Consider the following 16929-nt stretch of genomic DNA (forward strand, 5'->3'; position numbering starts at 1 on the left):
GGCATCGCCGGCCCGCCGACAGGCCGGCCATCCGGGGCGCCTACTCCGGGGCCTCGTCCGGCCCGCGCTGCCAGCGCCGCCGGCGCTCCTCGTCCGTCTGCTCCCACCACGGGACGCCGCGCTCGCCCAGGGCCACCTTCGCCGCGTGCACGCGGGCCCGCGCCGGCGCCGGATCCTGACCGGCACGCAACGCCGCACCGACGGCGCGACGGCCGGCCATCAGCGCCCGGCGCAGCTCGGCGGCCACGTCCGGCGGGATGGCCGGGTCCGTCGCCCGCCAGCGGCGGCCGGAGATGACGACGAAGCGTCCGTCCTCGGTGGTCACCGGCCGGCCGCTCGTCATCGCGGAACTGCCCCCTCGGTGGCCACGGACCCGAACGGTCGCCCAGGCGCCGTCGCCTCGTCGTCGAACGCGTCGAGGTAGCGGGCGAAGCCGTGCGGGGCGCGGTTGAACCGGCGGGCGCTGGTCCGCACCGGACAGCCAGGGTCGGCGACGACCCGCAGGGCGTTGCGCCGACCCCGGTCGACGAGGTCGTGGTCCTCCCCGTCGGAGAGGTCGGAGAACCCGCCGAGCCGTTCGTACGCGGTGGCGGCGAAGCCGAGGTTGGCCCCGTGGACGTGTCGGTGGCCCACGCCGGCCAGCCCGCGCCGGTACCGGGTCTCGAAGCTCTCGCGGACCTGCCGCGGCCTCGGCGTCCAATCGTCGACACGGACGGTGCCGACGAGCATGTCGGTGCCGCCGAGAGCGTGGCGCAGGTGCCACTCGGCCCAGTCCCGGGGCACCTGGCTGTCCGCGTCCGTGGTGGCCAGCCACAGGCCGCGCGGACCGTGCCGTAGGGCGTGTGCCATGCCGGCGGCGCGGGCGCGGCCGACGCTGCGGGCCCGCACCGTCACGACGGTGGCGCCGAGTCGCCCCGCGACCGCGGCAGTGTCGTCGTGGCAGTCGTCGGCCACGACGATCACCTCGGAGCGCACCGGCACCCGACGTAGCGCGTCGAGGACCGCGGTCAGGCAGCCGGGCAGCAGCGCCTGTTCGTCGTGAGCGGGGACGACCACCGCCAACCGGTTCACCACAGGCCCTCGACCTGCGCGACGGATCTGGCCGCCGGCGGTTCCCGGAGGAACACGTCGAGGAGGAAGTCCTGCTCCTCGTGGTGGGCCGTGCGCACCAACCCGCGCCGGTCGGCGAGCAATCGGTGCACGTCGTCTCCGCCGCGCACGTGCTCGGGCACCGGCGGTCGCCAGTGCACCGCGACGAGCGTGCCGCCGGGCGTCAGCGCCTCCACCACGCGGGTCGTCAGCAGATCGAAGCCGGCGTCGTCGAAGTAGTAGCCGAGCTCCGACAGCACGATCAGGTCGAAGCCCGCCTCGGCTGGCCACTGGTGGGGGATGTGCAGCTGCTCCACCCGTACGTGCGGCTGGTCGGCGAGCCGACGCCGGGCGGTGCGTACGGGCGCGGCGGCGACGTCGACGGCCAGCAGCCGGTCGCACCGCGGGGCGAGACGGCGGGTGAGCATGCCGGTCGAGCAGCCCGGCTCGAAGGCCGACCGGTAGCGACGGCGTGGCAGGCAGGCGACGGTGAGGTCGTGCTTGCGCTGTTCGTACCAACGGGTCTCGAAGCCCCACGGATCCTCGGCCGCCGCGTACATGTCGTCGAAGTACTCGGCCGGAGTGCCGGGTGCGGTCATGTCACGAACACCGTCTCGTAGGGGCGCGCGAAGCGAGCCAGCACGTGCGGGGGAAGGATCGCGGCATCGGCCGGCTCCGGCCCGAGCGGGAGGATCTGACTGCGGAAGGCGTCGATCGCCGCCGCCTTGGCCGTCCGGGCCGGGTCCGTCAGGTCCAGCCGATGCGCCCGGTCCCACGGCACGTCCGGATCGTCCGGCTCGGCCCAGTGCCACGTCCAGACCGGGAACTCCAGCAGGGTCGCGCCGGTACGCCGGCAGGCGGTCGCCGCCGCGCGCCCGACCGCTTCGTGGTCCGGGTGGCCGTCGCCGTGCCAGGTGGTGACGCACCAGCGGCCAGGGGTCAGCCGGGCGGTCAGCGCCTCGGCGAGCGCTGCCTCGTCGACCTTGCCGTCGGGGTGGCCGAGGTGGTCGACGGCGTCCGCGCCGACGCCGAGCAGCCCGCAGGCGGCTCGCGTCTCGGCCCGTCGGATCGCCGCCAGCTCCGGCTGGCTGAACACGGTCGAGCCCGGATGAGAGGCCTCGCCGTCGGTGACGACCACGACGTCGGCGCCGCCGAGGTCGGCCAGCATGGCGAGCAGACCGCCGACGCCCAGGACCTCGTCGTCCGGATGGGGGGCGACGACCAGCGGCGGCGTGGTTCGGGCTCGCGCGTCGAGCGCGAGCGCGGGCCAGCCCGCCGGACCCGGCCACGCCCGCCACCGCCGCTCCTCGGTACCCGCGCCGACGATGGGCCTCACCATCCGGCTTCCTCCGCGGCGGCGACCCGCTCGCCCAGGTGGGCCAGGTCGGCCTCGGCGTGGCTCTGGCGCAGGTACACCGTCAGGTCGGCGACCCTTCTCGCGTGATCCGCGTCCCGACACAGCGGGGCCGCCCCCAGCGCCCGGCCGACCCGGTCGATGACCGTGCCGGCGGTGGCTTCGACGGTGGCACGCACCTGGTGCGCCAACCGGTCGGCGTCGCCGGTGGGGTTCGCGTCGACCTGGTCGGCGGCGGCCAGCAGGAAGGCGCGGGTGCTGGTCAGGGCCGCGTCGACCGCCCCGAGGTGCGCCAGAGCGTGCGGATCGAGGGGGCGGGCGCGGGCGGCGTGCCGCAGGGTGTCGGCGATTCCGACGGCTCCGCCGTACCAGCAGGCCGCCACACCGAGGCCACCGTGCCAGAAGCCGGGACGACCGGTGTATTGCCCCGGGCCGCCGACGGGGTCGGCGAGGACGCCGTCGAAGCGTACGGTCCGGCTGTCGCTGGCCGCCATGCCGACCGCCGGCCAGGTACCGGCGAGCGGGGTGACGCCGGGCCGGGTGAGGTCGACCGCGAACAGCCGGATCCCGTCGGGGGCGACGGCGGTCACCAGTGCCCTCGACAACACCCCGGCCCCGGAGCACCAGGGGCGTTCACCGTCGAGCCGCCAGCGGGCGCCGTGCTCGGAAGCCGTGACCGCGGCCGGCACGGCCGCCCACACGCCCCAGGGCTCGCGGCGGCTGGCCGGGGCGACACCTGCGCCCAACTCGGCGAGGATCGCGAGCGCGTCGGCGTGCCCCTCCCCCAGCCGGGCCAACACCAGGTCGGTACGACCCAGCTCAGCCAGCCGCAGGAACCGCTCGCCGGTCCGTCCACCGCCGGGCAGCGGCAGGTCGAGGCTGCCGCCGCTGACCGCCGCGCGGAACGCCTGCGTGGGGAGGTCCACCGGCTCAGCTGCCGCCATCAACGTGACACCGGGAGGCGCGGCTGCCCGACTGGATCCCGAGGGCAGACGACCCGTTTCACCTGCACCGCGGACCCGGGTTGCCTGCCTGCACGGCCGAGGGTCACCGCCATCTCCGTTCCGGTCGCCGGGAGCGCGACCCGGGCGGATGCGCGGATCGAAGGTGCCCCGCACACGGCGGGGCAAACATCGCAGCAGCCCACGAAAGGGCGGACTGCCGGGGACGCAGCCGCTGGTGCTCCGCTCAGGGCTTGCGGGCGACGCCGCAGTAGCCGTCCACCACCGGCGGCCGGCCGTCGTCGGGCCGCCAGTGGCCCAGCGGTACGACGCCCGGCTCGACGAGGTCGAGGCCGTCGAAGAACGCGGTGAAGTCGGCGACCTCCCGCAGGTGGTACGGCACGGCGCCGCTCTCGTTGTACTGCCGGTGCGACTCGATCACCCGCTCGCTGGTGGCCGTGCCGTCCGACATCACCAGGAAGCTGCCGGACGGCAGGGTCGCGACCAACGCGGCGACGATCGCGCGCGCCTCGGCCGGGTCCTCGACGTGACCCATCACCCCGAGCATCACCAACGCGATCGGCTCGGTGAAGTCCAGCGTGCCGTGGGCATCGCGGGCGATCTTCTCCGGGTCGCGCAGGTCGGCGTCGACGTACTGGGTGGCGCCCTCCGGGCTGCTGGTCAGCAGCACCCGCGCGTGCGCGAGGACCATCGGGTCGTTGTCGACGTAGACCACGCGGGCCTCGGGCGCGATCCGCTGGGCGACCTGGTGGGTGTTGTCGGCGGTCGGCAGGCCGGTCCCCACGTCGAGGAACTGGCGCACGCCCGCCTCGACGGCCAGGTAGGTCACCGCCCGGGCGAGGAACCGTCGCGAGGCGCGTGCCGCCTCGACGATCTCGGGGAAGACCGCCCGGACCTGGTCACCGACCGCCCGGTCCGGAGCGAAGTTGTCCTTACCGCCCAGCCAGTAGTTCCACACCCGCGCGGAGTGCGGCACCGTCTCGTCCACCCTGGGCACCAGCTCGTCCGTGGACGGCTCGGCTCTGCCCTGCGTCATGTCCGTCTCCCCTTCAGCCATGCGACTTCCAGACCGTAGCCCAATCTCGCCGATCTGATCAGGACGGTGCGCCGGGGGTTGACCGTCACCACCGAACGCGGACGCCGACGGCGGTGGAAGGCGCTTCACGCGGCCTGCGGCTCCCCGGCGCACTCCCCTGGGGTGACTGGACGGGTACCGACCCCGCGCCCTCCCGAGCCACAATCGGGCGCTCTACCACTGAACTACAACCACAACCTCGGCCCGAAGGCCAGTACCCGCCGGCCGTTTCCGACGGCGTCCCGGCGACCTTCGGGACTTCTCCCTCGCTCCGGCGACAGGACTCGAACCGATTCGCGTCCGTTCGGCACCGGAAGCGGAGCTGCGGGACCCGCGGGATCACGGTAGGGTACGCCCTCGGGGGACAGGCCAGTATCGATCAAGATCGGCCGACAGAGATCGACCGTCGACAGCGCCAACGCTGACAGGGCGTGGCAGGCACCGGGTCCTCGCCGCCACCCACCCGGGTATCGCCGGGCGGAGACTCTCCGGGCAGAGCCTTGGCCGCACGAGGCTGTGACCGGCCACATCGGACTGGGAGAGCTTGGATGAGCAACGCCGCGCGCGGCCCGGAATCGGACCGCGTCGGGTGGACGTTGGGGGTGGATTTCGGCACCGTCAACACGGTCGCCGTCCTCGCCGGACCGGACGGCGCGACCGAGCCACTGGAGTTCGACACCACCTACCTGTTGTCCTCCACCGTCTTCGTCACCACCGCCGGCGCCCTGCTGGCCGGGCGACCGGCGCTGGATGCCGCCGAGACCGGCGCCGGCTGGCTGGTGCCCGACGTCAAGCGTCAGCTCGGGCAGGACTACCTGCGCATGGACGGCGCGAGTGTGCCGCCGGTGGAGGCCGCCGGGGCGATCCTGCGTCGGGTCGCCGCGGCCGCTCGCCGACGCATCAACGCAGCCCCGGACGCCGTGGCCGTCGGCTACCCGGCGAGCTGGAGCCGCGCGCAGCGCGCACTGCTCATCGAGGCCGCAGTCACCGCCGGCCTCCCCGAGCCGGTGATCGTGCCGGAGCCGGTCTGCGTGGCCCAGTACATCGAGAAGACCGCCGAACGCCCGGTCTTCCCCGGCAACCTGATGGCCGTGTACGACTTCGGTGGCGGCCACGTCGATGCCAGCCTCGTGCGACGGGAGTCGAACGGGTTCCGGGTCATCGAGCGGACCGGGCTTCCGTACGGCGGCAACGACCTGGATGAGGCTTTGTCCACACTGGCCACCCGCCAGGCGCACGTGGCCGGACCGGACGTCGAACCGCCCGGCCCGCTGGCTGCCCGGCGCGCGCGGGAACGCCTCTCCGTCCTGCCCACGGTTCAGGTGCCGGTCGGCACCGACGGTGTCGTCGTACGGGTGGAACGGGAGGACTTCGAGGACGAGATCCACGGTCAGGTGACCCGGACCGCGCGGATGACCGCGGAGCTGATCGACGGGGTCGACGGGCTGATCGGCCTGTTCCTCACCGGCGGGGTGATCCGCACCCCGTTGGTGGCCAACCTCTACCGGGTCTTCGGCACCATCCCCTTGCCGGTGGACCGGTCGGACTTCGCCGTCGCCGCCGGCGCGCTGCTGTCGATCCGGCCGGCCGCCGACGTGACCCGGTTACCACTGCTGCCGGAACAGCCGTCGCAGGACGCGCCGCCCGTCCCGGCCGAGGCCCGTCCTGTCGTCGCGCCGACCGCCCCGCCGTCGGCTCCAGGATCCCGCCTGCGACGGCTCGTGATCTCGCTCGTGGCGGCCCTCGCCACCGTGGCCGTGTTGTCGGCCGTCGCCGCGAGCCGGCCGGATGGCACGCCACCGGATCAGGTCGCCACCCCGGCCCTGACGGCGCCGGCCGCCCTGACGGCGCCGCCGCCGACCGGCTCGCCGTCGCCCGCCGTGAGCCGGGCCGAAGGGAAACCGTCGATCACCCCGCGGGCGACCGCTCCGGCCACCCCGAAGAAGGCCACGTCGACACCGTCCCCGTCCCGTGCGAAGACCGCGGCTCCGCGACCGCCGAGCAGCCCGGCGTTCGACGTGCCGGCCACCGTCACCCTCATCGCCGCCCAGTCGGGCCTCTGCATCACACCCGACAAACCGTACGACGCGGAGGGAGCGCCGCTTCGGTTGCAGACCTGCACCGGAGACGCGGCGCAGCAGTGGCGCCAGCAGCAGGGCGCGAACGCCTTCTCGGTCCTGCGCAACGTGGCCACCGGCAAGTGCCTGGGGATGGACACCAGCGGCGTCGCCGGCCCGGTGGCGGGCTGGACCTGCCGGGACGACCCGCACCAGAGTTGGTTGATCCTGCCACTCGGTTCCGGTCAGGCAGGCCTCCAGGTCCAGACCACGCGAATGTGTCTGACCAGTACCCAGCAGTACCCGGGCGGCTGGGTCGAGCTCAACGACTGCGGCTCGTTGGAGCAGTCGATCTGGCGGTTGTCCAACAACTGATCGGCCGGAGCGCCCGCAATCCCGCGGCACGCCAACTCGGCGAGGGGCCGGAAGCCCGTCACCGGTGGTTCCGGTGACTGGCTTCCGGCCCGCGCACATCATGGCGGGCGATGCATCCGTCCGCTCCCACCCGGCTCCCCCGTTGCCGGCAGGTTGACCGACGGGCCCACCGCGAAGACCTAGCCCTCGGCTACCGAACCTCGCAGCCGGGTGAGGCGGCCGGCGATGTCAGCGGGAAGACCACTCGCCTCAGCGTGCGTGGTCAGCACGAGTCTCAGCGACCCGGCGTGCGTGACGACGCCCAGAATCCGCTCGTCGCGGACCTGCGTCGACATCGTCGGTCCCCAGATCGCGACCGCGGACGAGGTGTCGGGGTCGGATGTCCCCAGGTTGGTGATCTCCAGGTCGGCGGTGGTGGCCGCGAGCATCGCCGCCTCCGCCTGCACGGCGTCGGCGGGGTCGAGCGACGCCAGCATCAGTGCCGCGTCGCGGGCGGCGTCCCGGGCCGCGCGCAGTTGGGCCGTCGCGTCCTGTGCGAGAGACCAGAGCGCGCCCTCCGCGGGCGCCCGCAGCACCACGGTCGTCGCCGTGAAGCGGTTCACGACGTCGTCGTCGAGACCCAGCGCCGAGCGGAGGTCGATCGGAACGTTGATGCGGATGCTCTCGGCGCCGGTGAGCGCGGAGAGCGCCTGCGCGGCGGCGGCACAGAGCACCCCTTGGACGGTTGCCCCGTTGGCACGGGCGGTGGAGCGCAGGTGTGCGGTCGTCGCGGGGTCGAGTTCGGCGATCTCGATCCGCGGTGCCGCGGCGTCGAAGGGGCGGATCGTGGCGGCCGGCGCCGCCGCGGCATCCGGGGTGTGACCGGCCGGCCGCTCCGCGGAGGGTAGCCGCGCGAGCAGACTCTCCTGGTCCATGGGCACCGGTCGGGCCGGTAGCGCCTGCCCGCCGAGGATCGCGAGGAGGTCGTGTGCGGCACGGAGCGCGCCGCGTCCGTCGGTGATCTGGTGGGAGAACGTCAGGAGTACGACCCTTCCCTGGTCACCGGACGCGTCGGTGACGAGCGTCGCGCGTGCCAACGGGCTCCCGTCGGCATCGACGGGAAGCGTCTGCTCCTGCGCTGCCGCGTCGCGCCAGTCCTCCCCGCGGACCTGTCGGACCGGGATGGGCTCGGTCGACTCCCGGAAGGTCGAGCGGTCGCCGGCGCGGTCGATACCGACGGCGAGCAGCGGGTGCGTCTGCTGCAGCTGCTCCAGCGCACCCGCCAACTGCCGCGCCGAGACGGGTGACGCGAGCTCGACGACGAGCGAGAACTGCACGGGGTTGCGGCTGATGTAGAGGTCGATGATGTGCTCGAACGCCCCCAGCGGGCGCACGATCGGGTCGGCGAGGGAGTGGCGCATGGCGTCCTTTGAGTCGAAGTGTCGATTGGTCGGGCCGCGTCGGTGCTCAGACTGCTCGGCCCGGTGTTGGCGCTCGTGGCGGCGTCGCGGCCAGTTACGGCTCCGATGAGACACCCGGCCGTAGCGGCACACTCAACTCCGCGACCGTGTGACCCATCTCCCGTAGGCCGGCGGCCCGGCGTCCGGTTTGCGCGACCGCGCGTCGGTGCCGCGACGGCACAGTCCCCCGGGCAGGAACCGCGCCGATTCGTCCATCCGCCCCGGGTATAGGTTCGGGGGGTGGACGTGGTCGCCGCCTGCCGGGCCTTCGTGGCGGTCAGCGGCCACGGCAGCTTCACGTCCGGCGCCGCCGCGGCGGGCATCCCCCAGTCGGTCGCCAGTCGCCGCATCGCCACGCTCGAGGAGCACTTCGGGGGGCGGCTGTTCGACCGGTCGTCCCGGGCGGTCCGGTTGACGGCGTTCGGGCGGGACATGCTCCCGACGGCCCGGCGCCTGGTCGACCTGGCCGACGCGATGGTCGACGACGCCGAGCGGGCCCGGTTGCGTCCGCTGCGGGTCGCCGTACCGGAGATCTGCCCGCCGCACCGACTCGCCACCCTGGTGGTCGCGGCGCGTCGGCAGCGGATCCACCTGGAGGTACGGCCGGCCGGCCCGGCGGAGCGCGAACGGCTCTGCCGGACCCTGGAGGTCGGCGCCGGGATCGTGGCGGTTCCGCAGGAGTCGGCGCCCTGGCGGGTTCCGCTCGGGCTGGCCGCCCGGACCCCCTTCCCCGCGCCCACGGTGTTCCTGGAGACGCTGCGCAGCGGCCGGGCCCGCGCGCAGGCACGGCGGCGGGTCCTGATCCAGCCCGAGGACGACGTCGCGCACCTGCGTGACCCGCTGACCCGCGCCGGCCAGTCCGCCGGGCTGGCGCCGGCCCAGGTGACGGTCGCGCCGTCCCTCGTCGACGCCGCGGCGACCGCCCTCGGCTCCCCCGACCTGCTGCTCTGCTCCCGCCAGCAGGCCGAGGACTTCGGGCTGCACTGGTGCCCCCTCGCCGACCCCCGGCTCGTGCGCGGGTACGCCATCGCCGCCGGCGTGCGCGACGACCTCGACCAGCTCGGCACCGTCCTGCACGAGGACATCGCGCGCTGCCTGGGCGTGCCCGACGGCCACCCGAGGCCGACCGAGGGTTCCCCAGCCGGCAACCCGTCGACCGGAGATCCGACATGAGCGTCACCGCCGTCGTACGCAACGCCCGGGACCTGCTCGACGAGGCGGGGCTGCACGGCGCCTTCCTGGTCCGCAACCTCGACACCGGCGAGGAGATCGGCTTCGACACGGACACCCCGTACCCGTCGGCGTCGCTGGTGAAGGTGCCGCTGGCGGTCGCCGTGCTGGAACGCGTCGCGCGCGGGGAGATCGACCCGGCGACGCCGGTCGACGTGGCGCCCGGCCGGATCACCACCCCTGGCCCGACCGGGCTGAGTCGCTTCCGCCACCCGGCGCGGATCGCCGTGGACGACCTGCTCTACCTGAGCACCTGCATCAGCGACAGCGTCGCCGCCGACGCCCTGTTCGACCTCACCCCACCGGACGCGGTCGCTGCCGAGCTGCGGCGGCTGCGCGTCGACGGCATCACCGTCCGGCACCGGGTCGGCGACCTCGCCGACACGCCGGCGGAACGCCTCGGCCCCGACGACGCGCACCTGGCCCACTCCCTCGCCATCGGCGCGACCACCCCCGGGCAGGGCCACCCCGTCGCCCAACTCGACGTCACCCGCGCCAACGCCGGGTCGGCAAGGGCCTACGTCGACCTGCTGCACGCCCTCTGGCGCCCCTCGACGATCCACCAGGCCACCGCCACCCGGGTACGCGCCCTGCTGGCCGACAACCTGCACCGGCAACGGCTCGCCCCCGACTTCGCCTCCGACGCGTCCCGCTGGTCGTCCAAGACCGGCACCCTGCTGCACCTGCGCCACGAGGTGGGCGTGGTGGACCACACCGACGGGCAGTCGTACGCGGTCGCCGCACTCACCGCCTCCCGGGTGCCCGCCGTCGCCCAACCGGGCAGCGAGGCGACGATGGCCCAGGTCGCCCGGGGCCTGCACGACCACCTCCGGACGGGCGCGCTGCCCTGGTGGGGTTAGCCCACGCGCACGGTCGGGCGCCTCCGCTCGCGCAGCCAGACCAGCGCCACTATGGCGACGTTGACGGCCGCCAGGATCAGCAGCGACGCGTCACCGGTGGACCGGTCGATCGCGTAGGGTTCGCCGTCCGCCAGCACCGAAGGGGTGGACATCTCGTGCCTCACCGGGTGAGTTCGGTCGGCGCCGGGGTGAAGTCGATGCGCGGCTTGCCCTTCATCGCCGCCGCCAGGCTCTGGTAGACCGGAGGGTTGATGCCGTCGGGCTGGTTGTGCCCCATCTTCACGGTGGTCCGCGGCCAGTCCGGGTCGGTCATGATGCCGGCCACCGCGTACTGCCTGGTCATCGCGACCATGGAGGCGTAGTTCTCCGCGTCGGTGGTGCCGGTCTTGCCAGCGACCGGAGCGCCTACGGCGGCCTTCACCTGCGGGGCCGTACGGCTGCCGCCGCACCTGCTGGTCCCGGAGTCGTCGCCGACCGGGCAGCGGGCGGCGTCGACGGCCGCGCGGGCCACCCCGCTGCTCACCCGCTTCTCGCAGTGCGGGTCGGCGACGTCGAGGGTCCCGCCGTCCGGGCCGCGGATCTCCTGCACCGGGGTCGGCTCACAGTACGTGCCGTCCGCGGCCAGGGTGGCGTACGCGTTGGCCAGCTCCAGCGGGGTCGTGGCGGAGACGCCCAGGGTGAACGCGCCCCAGTCGTGGGCGGCCGCCCGGTCGGCCGCCCACCGGTCCTCCTGGCCGACCCGGAACCGGATGCCGAGCCGCTTGGCCACGTCGACCACGTTCTCCGCGCCGACCTGCTGCTGCAGCGGGACGAAGTAGGTGTTGGTCGACCGGGCGAACGCGCTCCACATGTTCAGCACGCCACCGGCCTTCTTGTCCGAGTTCGTGGGGCAGTACAGATTGGTCCCGGGGCACGCGGTGGGGCTGGCACGGTCGATGACGTACGCCGAGCGGAACCGCTGCGGTGCGTCGATGGTGTGGCTGAGCGGAATGCCCTTCTCCAGTGCCGCGACGACGGTGAAGATCTTGAAGGTCGACCCGGCCTGGTAGCCGGTGATGCCGTCCCCGCCGGTCAGCAACGGGTTGACCGTGCGAGGGTAGCTGCCCCGGGTGCCCTTCGCCCGCCGCTTCGGGTCACTGTGCGGCTGGTTGGTCGGGTTCCTCGGGTCGTCGATCCGGAAGGTGCGGTTCACGGCGAGGGCCCGGACGCGACCGGTGCCCGGTTCCACCGTGGCGACCATGGCGGCTTCCTCGGCGGTCTCGCTCTTGGCCCTGCGCACCGCGGCGTCGGCGCCGTTCTGGGCCTGGGCGTCGAGGCTGGTGACGATGGTGTAACCGCCGCTCTTGAGGCGTCGTTCCCGGTCGTAGGTGGTGGAGCCGAAGGTTTCCTGCCCCATCCACCAGCGGTAGAAGTAGTCGCAGAAGAAGCCCCAGTTACGCTGGTTCGTCGCGACGCAGCCGTTCGGGGTGCGCTTGTCCTTGACCACCATCTTGGTGGCCTTGCCCGCGTCGGCCTGCTGCTGGGTGATCGCCCCGGTGGTGACCATGTTCTGCAGCACGTAGTTGCGCCGGTCGAACGCCAGGGTGCGGCCGCTGCGGGTGGTCGGGTCGTTCTGCGACGGCGCCTTCACCATCCCGGCCAGCAGCGCGGCCTCCTCCAGCTTCAGCTTGGACGGCGGCTTACCGAAGTAGACCTGACTGGCGGCGAAGATCCCGTACGCCCCGTTGCCGAACGCGGCGAGGTTCAGGTAACGCTCCAGGATCTCGTCCTTGGAGAACTCCTTGTCGATCTGCAACGCGTACCGCATCTCCCGCAGCTTCCGGGCGCTGGTGTCCTCCGTCGCGGCGACCACGTCCGCCGGATGGGTCGCCGAGTACGCGATACCCAACCGCACGTACTGCATCGTCAGCGTCGACGCGCCCTGCTGACCGTTCGCCCCACCGGACTGGTTGTTCACGAACGCCCGGGCGATGCCGTTGAGGTCGACCCCGTTGTGCTTGTAGAAGTCGTGGTCCTCCGCGGCGACGATCGCCTGGCGCATCACCGGAGCGACGTCGGCGAGCTTCACGTCCCGCCGGTTCTCGTCGTACATCGTCGCCAACGGCGTCTTACCGTCCGACGCCAACAGGTAGCTGATCTGCGGCGCCCGCGCCACCGTCAGCTCCTTCGGCAGCGCACCGAACGTCTCCGCCCCGGCCTTCGCCGCCAAGCCCGACATCGCCACCGCGGGGAAGGCCGCCGCCGCGACCACCACCCCGGCCAGAAGGCCACAGATCAGCAGCGATGCGGCGTTGGTGAAGACATTGTGGTCACGCTTTGACATCAGGTCACCTCGATCCATCGGGTGCGGGGCGGCAGCGGCTCAACCGGTCACCAGCCGGCCAGCGCCACCTTCGTCGCCTCGGCGATGAGGGCGTTGTCGTAGTCGGCGTCCTTCTCGTCGCGGCTGGACAGCACCGCGAGGACGATCGGCGCGCGGTTCGGGGGCCAGATCACCGCGATGTCGTTGCGGGTGCCGTACCCACCGGACCCGGTCTTGTCCCCGACCACCCAGCCGTCGGGCACGCCGGCGCGGATCAGCTCGCCGCCGGTGGTGTTGCCCCGCAGCCAACCGTTGAGGATGTCGCGGTCCGCCGGCTCGAGGGCCTCTCCGACGGCGTACGCCCGCAGGGATCCGGCCATGGCCCGCGGGGTGCTGGTGTCCCGCCGGTCACCCGGCCGCGCCTCGTTGAGCTCGGTCTCGTAGCGCGCCGGATCGGTGACCCTGTCGCCGATCTCGCGCAGCTCCTTCTCGAACTTCTGCGGTCCGCCGAGCTGGCGCACCATCAGGTTGGCGGCGGTGTTGTCGCTGTACCGCACGGCCGCGTCCGCGATGGCCCGCAGGGTCATGCCCTCGGCCACGTGCTGCTCCGTGATCGGCGAGTAGGTCACCAGGTCGTCGGCCGTGTAGCGCACCACCCGGTCCAGCTCGGCGTCCGTGGTCTCGTCGAGGACCTCGGCGGCGGCCAACGCCTTGATCGTCGAGGCGAACGCGAACCGCTCGTCGGCCCGGTACCGCACCGTGCGGCCGGTGCCGGTGTCGATCGCGTACACCCCCAGCCGCGCGTCGAACCGCTCCTCCAGCTGCCGGAACTCGTCCTCGTGGCCGGATGCGGCCGACGTGGCGGCCGGCACGGCGGTGTCCCGCGTCGGCTGCTCGGCCGCGTCGGCGGGGCTGCAGGCGGCCAGCGACACCACTGCCACCGTGGCCACCAGGCGCTGGGTCACAAAGATCATGATGTTCTCCCGGTTGATCCGTCGGGCCCGGCGCCGGAGGGCGTCGGGCGGTCCGGACTCGACCCTGGCAGCGATCCGGCATGCGGTCGAAGACACAAGTCGTGGTGTTCATGCCGATCGGGCATCGCCGCGGCGGCGGCTTCGGTGCCTCGCCCCGCCGCGGCGGTGCCGGACAGGTGGTCAGAGCCGACAGTGCTGGCTCTCCGCGGGAACCTTGAGATCGATGAGGTAGGCGGCGAAGGCGGCGTTGACGCAGGGGTTGACCGCCTCCTGCGCGACGGTGTGCCGCGCCCCCTCGACGGTGAGCACGGTGCCGCCGAGCTCGTCGGCCAACACCTTGCCGGCGGCGTACGGGGTGGCCGGATCGCCGGTGACGGAGATGATCAGGGTGGGTGGCAGGCCCTTGACGTCCTGGGCATAGGGGATGCCGAGGCTGGGTTCACCGGGCCAGGACTCGCAGGCGTCCCGGCTGACTCCGTCCACCGTTCTGCCGGTGGCCACGTACGGGCTGGTCCTGGCGATGTCGGCGCGCAGCCGGGCTTCCTGCTCGGGCGTGCGGCGCACCTCGTCGTCGCAGTTGACCGCGAGGTTGGCCTCGAGGAAGTTGGTCCACTCGCCGGAGGCGTCCCGACCGCCGAACAGGTCGCCGACCTTCAGGATCTGCGACCCGTCGCCCTGCTTGATCCGGGTCAGGCCCTTGATGATCGCGGGCCACGTCTCGGGGTAGTAGAGACCCGCGGTGACGCCGCCGGTGGCCTGGTTGAAGTTCAGCGTGCGCCCCTTCCCGGCGGGGATCGGCTTGTCGATCAGTGGCTGGACCAGCTTCTGGAAGGCTTCCGTGGCCCGGGCCGGGTCGGTGCCCAGCGGGCAGTCCCTGCTGGTGGCACAGGCGGCCGCCAGCTTGTCGAAGTTCTGCTGGAAGCCGGCTTGCTGGGTGAGCCGCCGCTGCGGGTTCTGCAGGGTGGGGTCCGTCACGCCGTCCAGGACCATGGCCCGCACGTTCCTGGCGAACATCTCGGCGTAGACCGCGCCGAGCCGGGTGCCGTAGCTCTGCCCGGCGAACGTGAGCTTCTCGTCGCCCAGCGCCGCGCGCAGGACGTCCACGTCCCGGGCGGCGTTACGGGTGCCGACCGCGGACAGGACCTCCGGCCCGCCCGAGCCCTTCGCGCAGCGCTCCGCAAGGCGCTTGGTGTCCTCCTCGCTCCACTGCCCCGACGAGGCCAGCAGGGTGGTCTGGTCCTCGCCACGATCGTGTTCCGCATCGGTGAAGCAGCTGATCGCCGGCGTCGACGACCCGACCCCGCGCGGATCGAATCCCACCACGTCGAACCGTTGCACCAGCGGGCTCTTGGCGTGCGCGGCGACGAAGCTCGTCGCCTGGGTCAGGCCCGAACCGCCCGGGCCCCCCGGGTTGAGCACCAGCGACCCGATGCGCTGCCCGGGCTGCCCCTGAGCCGGGAGCCGCAGCACCGCGATCTGCATGGTCCGGCCCTTGGGGTCCTGGTAGTCCAGCGGCACCTTCAGCCGGGCGCACTCGAAGGGCGCGGCATAGAGCTTCTTCTGTGCGGGTGTGGTGTCGTAGCCCGCGCACGAGCCGAACGACAGTTTCTGCCCGTAGTAGACCTCCAGCCCGGCCGCGGACGGCCGTGGCTCGGACGGCGCCGACGTCGGCGTACCGGTGCAGGCGGTGACGAACGCGAGCAGCGCCGCCGCCCCGACGGCGACGCCGACGCGACCGGTGGCACGCCGCCGAGGAGGTGAGGCGGACCGGTCCGTGGGCGGACCGGAGTCGAACAGGGCCATGGGAGTCTCCGAAGTCGATTCCAGCTTCACGCTTGCGTCTTCGACGAGACACCCGGCCGTAGCGGCACACTCAAGCCGCGGGGGTGCTCTGGTCGACGGTGATCCGCGAGCGGGACGAGCCCGCCGAATGAACCGGCCAGGTCGCGCCACGGGCCGGCGTACGCCCGTGAGGTCGGTCACACCGTGTCGTACGAGCTTGAGTGTGCCGCTGCGGCACACCCGCTAATGGTGCGGATGCGCAATCAGGTAGCACCAGAACCGGTGCCGGATCGGCACCATGGTCCCGACCCTGTCGACGACACCGCCCGGTCCACCGAGCCCGCCATCCTCCGCCAGATGGGCGGCGTGGCCGGGTTCGTCTACTCCACCATTCCGGTGATCGTCTTCGTGACGGCGAACGCGTTCCTGCCACTGCCGGCCGCGGTCGGCGTCGCGGTCGCGACCGGGCTGGCGTTGTTCGTCGTACGGCTGCTGCGCGGAGAGCGCGCCGTCTCCGCGGTGGGCAGCCTGCTCGGCGTGGCGGTGGCCGCCGGCATCGTCGCGTGGACGGGCTCCGCGCGGGACTTCTTCGTGATCGGGATCTGGGCGTCGCTGGCCGGGTTCGTCGTCACGTTCGGGTCGGTGCTGGCTCGTCGGCCGCTGACCGGCGTCATCTGGAACGTCCTGCACGGCGGAGCGCACCCCTGGCGATCCGACCGGCCCGTACGCCTGGCGCACGACGTCGCGACCCTCACCGCGGCGGCGGTGTTCGGCTCACGGTTCGTGATCCAGCAGTGGCTCTACCTGGCGGACAGCACCGGCGGACTGGGCGTCGCCCGGGTCGTCATGGGCACCCCGCTGACCGTGCTGGCCGCACTGGTCGTCGTGTGGAGCTTCCGGCGCAGCACCGTACGCCTCATCAAGCGCGACCACCGACCCGTCACCCCGCCCCGCGACGAACGAACCGGAAAGGCCCCGGCATGATCCTCTACGAGGGTGCGCTGCAGGTGGTTCCCGTCCTGCTGATCGCGCTGTTCATCGAGACCCGCAGCCTCGACGGGCAGGGCAGCCGCGCGATGCGACGCTGGGAGAACGTGCAGGACCGGCTCTACGCCGCGCTCGGCCTCGTCGCGTTCATGGTGTCGCTGTTCGTCGTGGCGGACATCCTCCCTGCCGGCCGGCTCCCGGCGGCGATCATCATCGCCACCCTCAGCGGTTGCATGGGCATGTTGTACGTCCGGATCCTGCAGCGCTTCGCCCGTGACCGCGGCCAGCGGCCCGACCAGGTGTCGGACGGCCGCTGAGCCGCGGCGGGGCGCGGCCCCGGGCCCCCCGGGGCCCCCCGGGGGGGGGGGGGCCCGGGGGGGGCCCCGCCCCCCCCCCCCGGCCGGGGGGGGGGGCGGGCGGGGGCGGGCCCCCCCGCGAGGGTT

At 73.2% G+C, this 16929-nt stretch carries 15 protein-coding genes, 1 tRNA gene and 1 pseudogene; 5 read left to right on the forward strand and 12 right to left on the reverse strand.

The genetic code is table 11. The features are described 5' to 3' along the window. Positions 1-40 precede the first annotated feature (40 nt). The 7 genes from ACFY3U_RS11495 to ACFY3U_RS11525 all read right to left on the reverse strand — a co-directional run bounded on the left by ACFY3U_RS11495 (position 41) and on the right by ACFY3U_RS11525 (position 4675). Complete coding sequence (locus ACFY3U_RS11495; RefSeq protein WP_387198777.1) at positions 41-343, reverse strand: hypothetical protein; 303 nt, start codon at positions 341-343, stop codon at positions 41-43. Beyond that, on the reverse strand, positions 340-1071 hold the full coding sequence (locus tag ACFY3U_RS11500; RefSeq protein ID WP_387198780.1) for a glycosyltransferase: 732 nt from the start codon (positions 1069-1071) through the stop codon (positions 340-342). Before ACFY3U_RS11500 ends, ACFY3U_RS11495 begins: the two co-directional genes overlap by 4 nt. Continuing rightward, on the reverse strand, positions 1068-1688 hold the full coding sequence (locus ACFY3U_RS11505) for a class I SAM-dependent DNA methyltransferase (RefSeq protein WP_387198784.1): 621 nt from the start codon (positions 1686-1688) through the stop codon (positions 1068-1070). The genes ACFY3U_RS11500 and ACFY3U_RS11505 overlap by 4 nt, the downstream gene beginning before the upstream one ends. Then, positions 1685-2428 (reverse strand): PIG-L deacetylase family protein, encoded by a 744-nt coding sequence (locus ACFY3U_RS11510; protein WP_387198787.1) that lies wholly within the window; start codon positions 2426-2428, stop codon positions 1685-1687. The genes ACFY3U_RS11505 and ACFY3U_RS11510 overlap by 4 nt, the downstream gene beginning before the upstream one ends. Next, positions 2422-3369, reverse strand: coding sequence for an acyl-CoA dehydrogenase (locus ACFY3U_RS11515; RefSeq protein WP_387198790.1), 948 nt, complete (start codon positions 3367-3369; stop codon positions 2422-2424). Before ACFY3U_RS11515 ends, ACFY3U_RS11510 begins: the two co-directional genes overlap by 7 nt. A 262-nt stretch (positions 3370-3631) precedes the next feature. After that, positions 3632-4441, reverse strand: coding sequence for an SAM-dependent methyltransferase (locus ACFY3U_RS11520; protein WP_387198793.1), 810 nt, complete (start codon positions 4439-4441; stop codon positions 3632-3634). Between the two features lie 158 nt (positions 4442-4599). Then, positions 4600-4675: transfer RNA gene (locus tag ACFY3U_RS11525), tRNA-His, on the reverse strand. A gap of 353 nt (positions 4676-5028) precedes the next feature. Here ACFY3U_RS11525 and ACFY3U_RS11530 point away from each other — a divergent pair. Continuing rightward, positions 5029-6912: an RICIN domain-containing protein gene (locus tag ACFY3U_RS11530; RefSeq protein WP_387198796.1), complete on the forward strand. Its 1884-nt coding sequence runs from the start codon at positions 5029-5031 to the stop codon at positions 6910-6912. A gap of 179 nt (positions 6913-7091) precedes the next feature. On the opposite strand, the gene ACFY3U_RS11535 is transcribed toward ACFY3U_RS11530, so the two are convergent. Then, positions 7092-8312, reverse strand: a complete 1221-nt coding sequence (locus ACFY3U_RS11535; protein WP_387198799.1) for a hypothetical protein — start codon at positions 8310-8312, stop codon at positions 7092-7094. A gap of 279 nt (positions 8313-8591) precedes the next feature. Here ACFY3U_RS11535 and ACFY3U_RS11540 point away from each other — a divergent pair, with 279 nt between their 5' ends. Together ACFY3U_RS11540 and ACFY3U_RS11545 are read left to right on the forward strand one after the other, a co-directional pair. Further along, positions 8592-9524 carry a LysR family transcriptional regulator gene (locus ACFY3U_RS11540; protein WP_387198802.1) on the forward strand — a complete coding sequence of 311 codons (933 nt, stop codon included), beginning with the start codon at positions 8592-8594 and terminating at the stop codon, positions 9522-9524. Continuing rightward, on the forward strand, positions 9521-10441 hold the full coding sequence (locus ACFY3U_RS11545) for a serine hydrolase (protein ID WP_387198805.1): 921 nt from the start codon (positions 9521-9523) through the stop codon (positions 10439-10441). Before ACFY3U_RS11540 ends, ACFY3U_RS11545 begins: the two co-directional genes overlap by 4 nt. Here ACFY3U_RS11545 and ACFY3U_RS11550 read toward each other — a convergent pair. From ACFY3U_RS11550 to ACFY3U_RS11565, 4 genes and pseudogenes are all read right to left on the reverse strand, one after another. Further along, complete coding sequence (locus ACFY3U_RS11550) at positions 10438-10605, reverse strand: hypothetical protein (protein ID WP_387198881.1); 168 nt, start codon at positions 10603-10605, stop codon at positions 10438-10440. The genes ACFY3U_RS11545 and ACFY3U_RS11550 overlap by 4 nt on opposite strands. Before the next feature lie 5 nt (positions 10606-10610). Beyond that, a pseudogene (locus ACFY3U_RS11555) lies at positions 10611-12764 on the reverse strand (transglycosylase domain-containing protein); the annotation flags it as partial. A gap of 47 nt (positions 12765-12811) precedes the next feature. Then, the gene (gene bla, locus ACFY3U_RS11560) at positions 12812-13720 is read right to left on the reverse strand and encodes a class A beta-lactamase (RefSeq protein WP_387198875.1); all 909 of its coding nucleotides are present in this window, start codon (positions 13718-13720) and stop codon (positions 12812-12814) included. Between the two features lie 177 nt (positions 13721-13897). After that, positions 13898-15520: an alpha/beta hydrolase gene (locus ACFY3U_RS11565; RefSeq protein WP_387198808.1), complete on the reverse strand. Its 1623-nt coding sequence runs from the start codon at positions 15518-15520 to the stop codon at positions 13898-13900. A 336-nt stretch (positions 15521-15856) separates the two neighbouring features. Between ACFY3U_RS11565 and ACFY3U_RS11570 the strand changes: the two genes are divergently transcribed. Then, positions 15857-16483: a DUF3159 domain-containing protein gene (locus ACFY3U_RS11570; RefSeq protein WP_387198811.1), complete on the forward strand. Its 627-nt coding sequence runs from the start codon at positions 15857-15859 to the stop codon at positions 16481-16483. Further along, positions 16480-16803 (forward strand): hypothetical protein, encoded by a 324-nt coding sequence (locus tag ACFY3U_RS11575; protein ID WP_387198814.1) that lies wholly within the window; start codon positions 16480-16482, stop codon positions 16801-16803. The genes ACFY3U_RS11570 and ACFY3U_RS11575 overlap by 4 nt, the downstream gene beginning before the upstream one ends. The last annotated feature ends 126 nt before the right edge of the window (positions 16804-16929 follow it).

It is taken from the genome of Micromonospora sp. NPDC000089, assembly GCF_042899365.1.
Lineage (GTDB): Bacteria > Actinomycetota > Actinomycetes > Mycobacteriales > Micromonosporaceae > Micromonospora.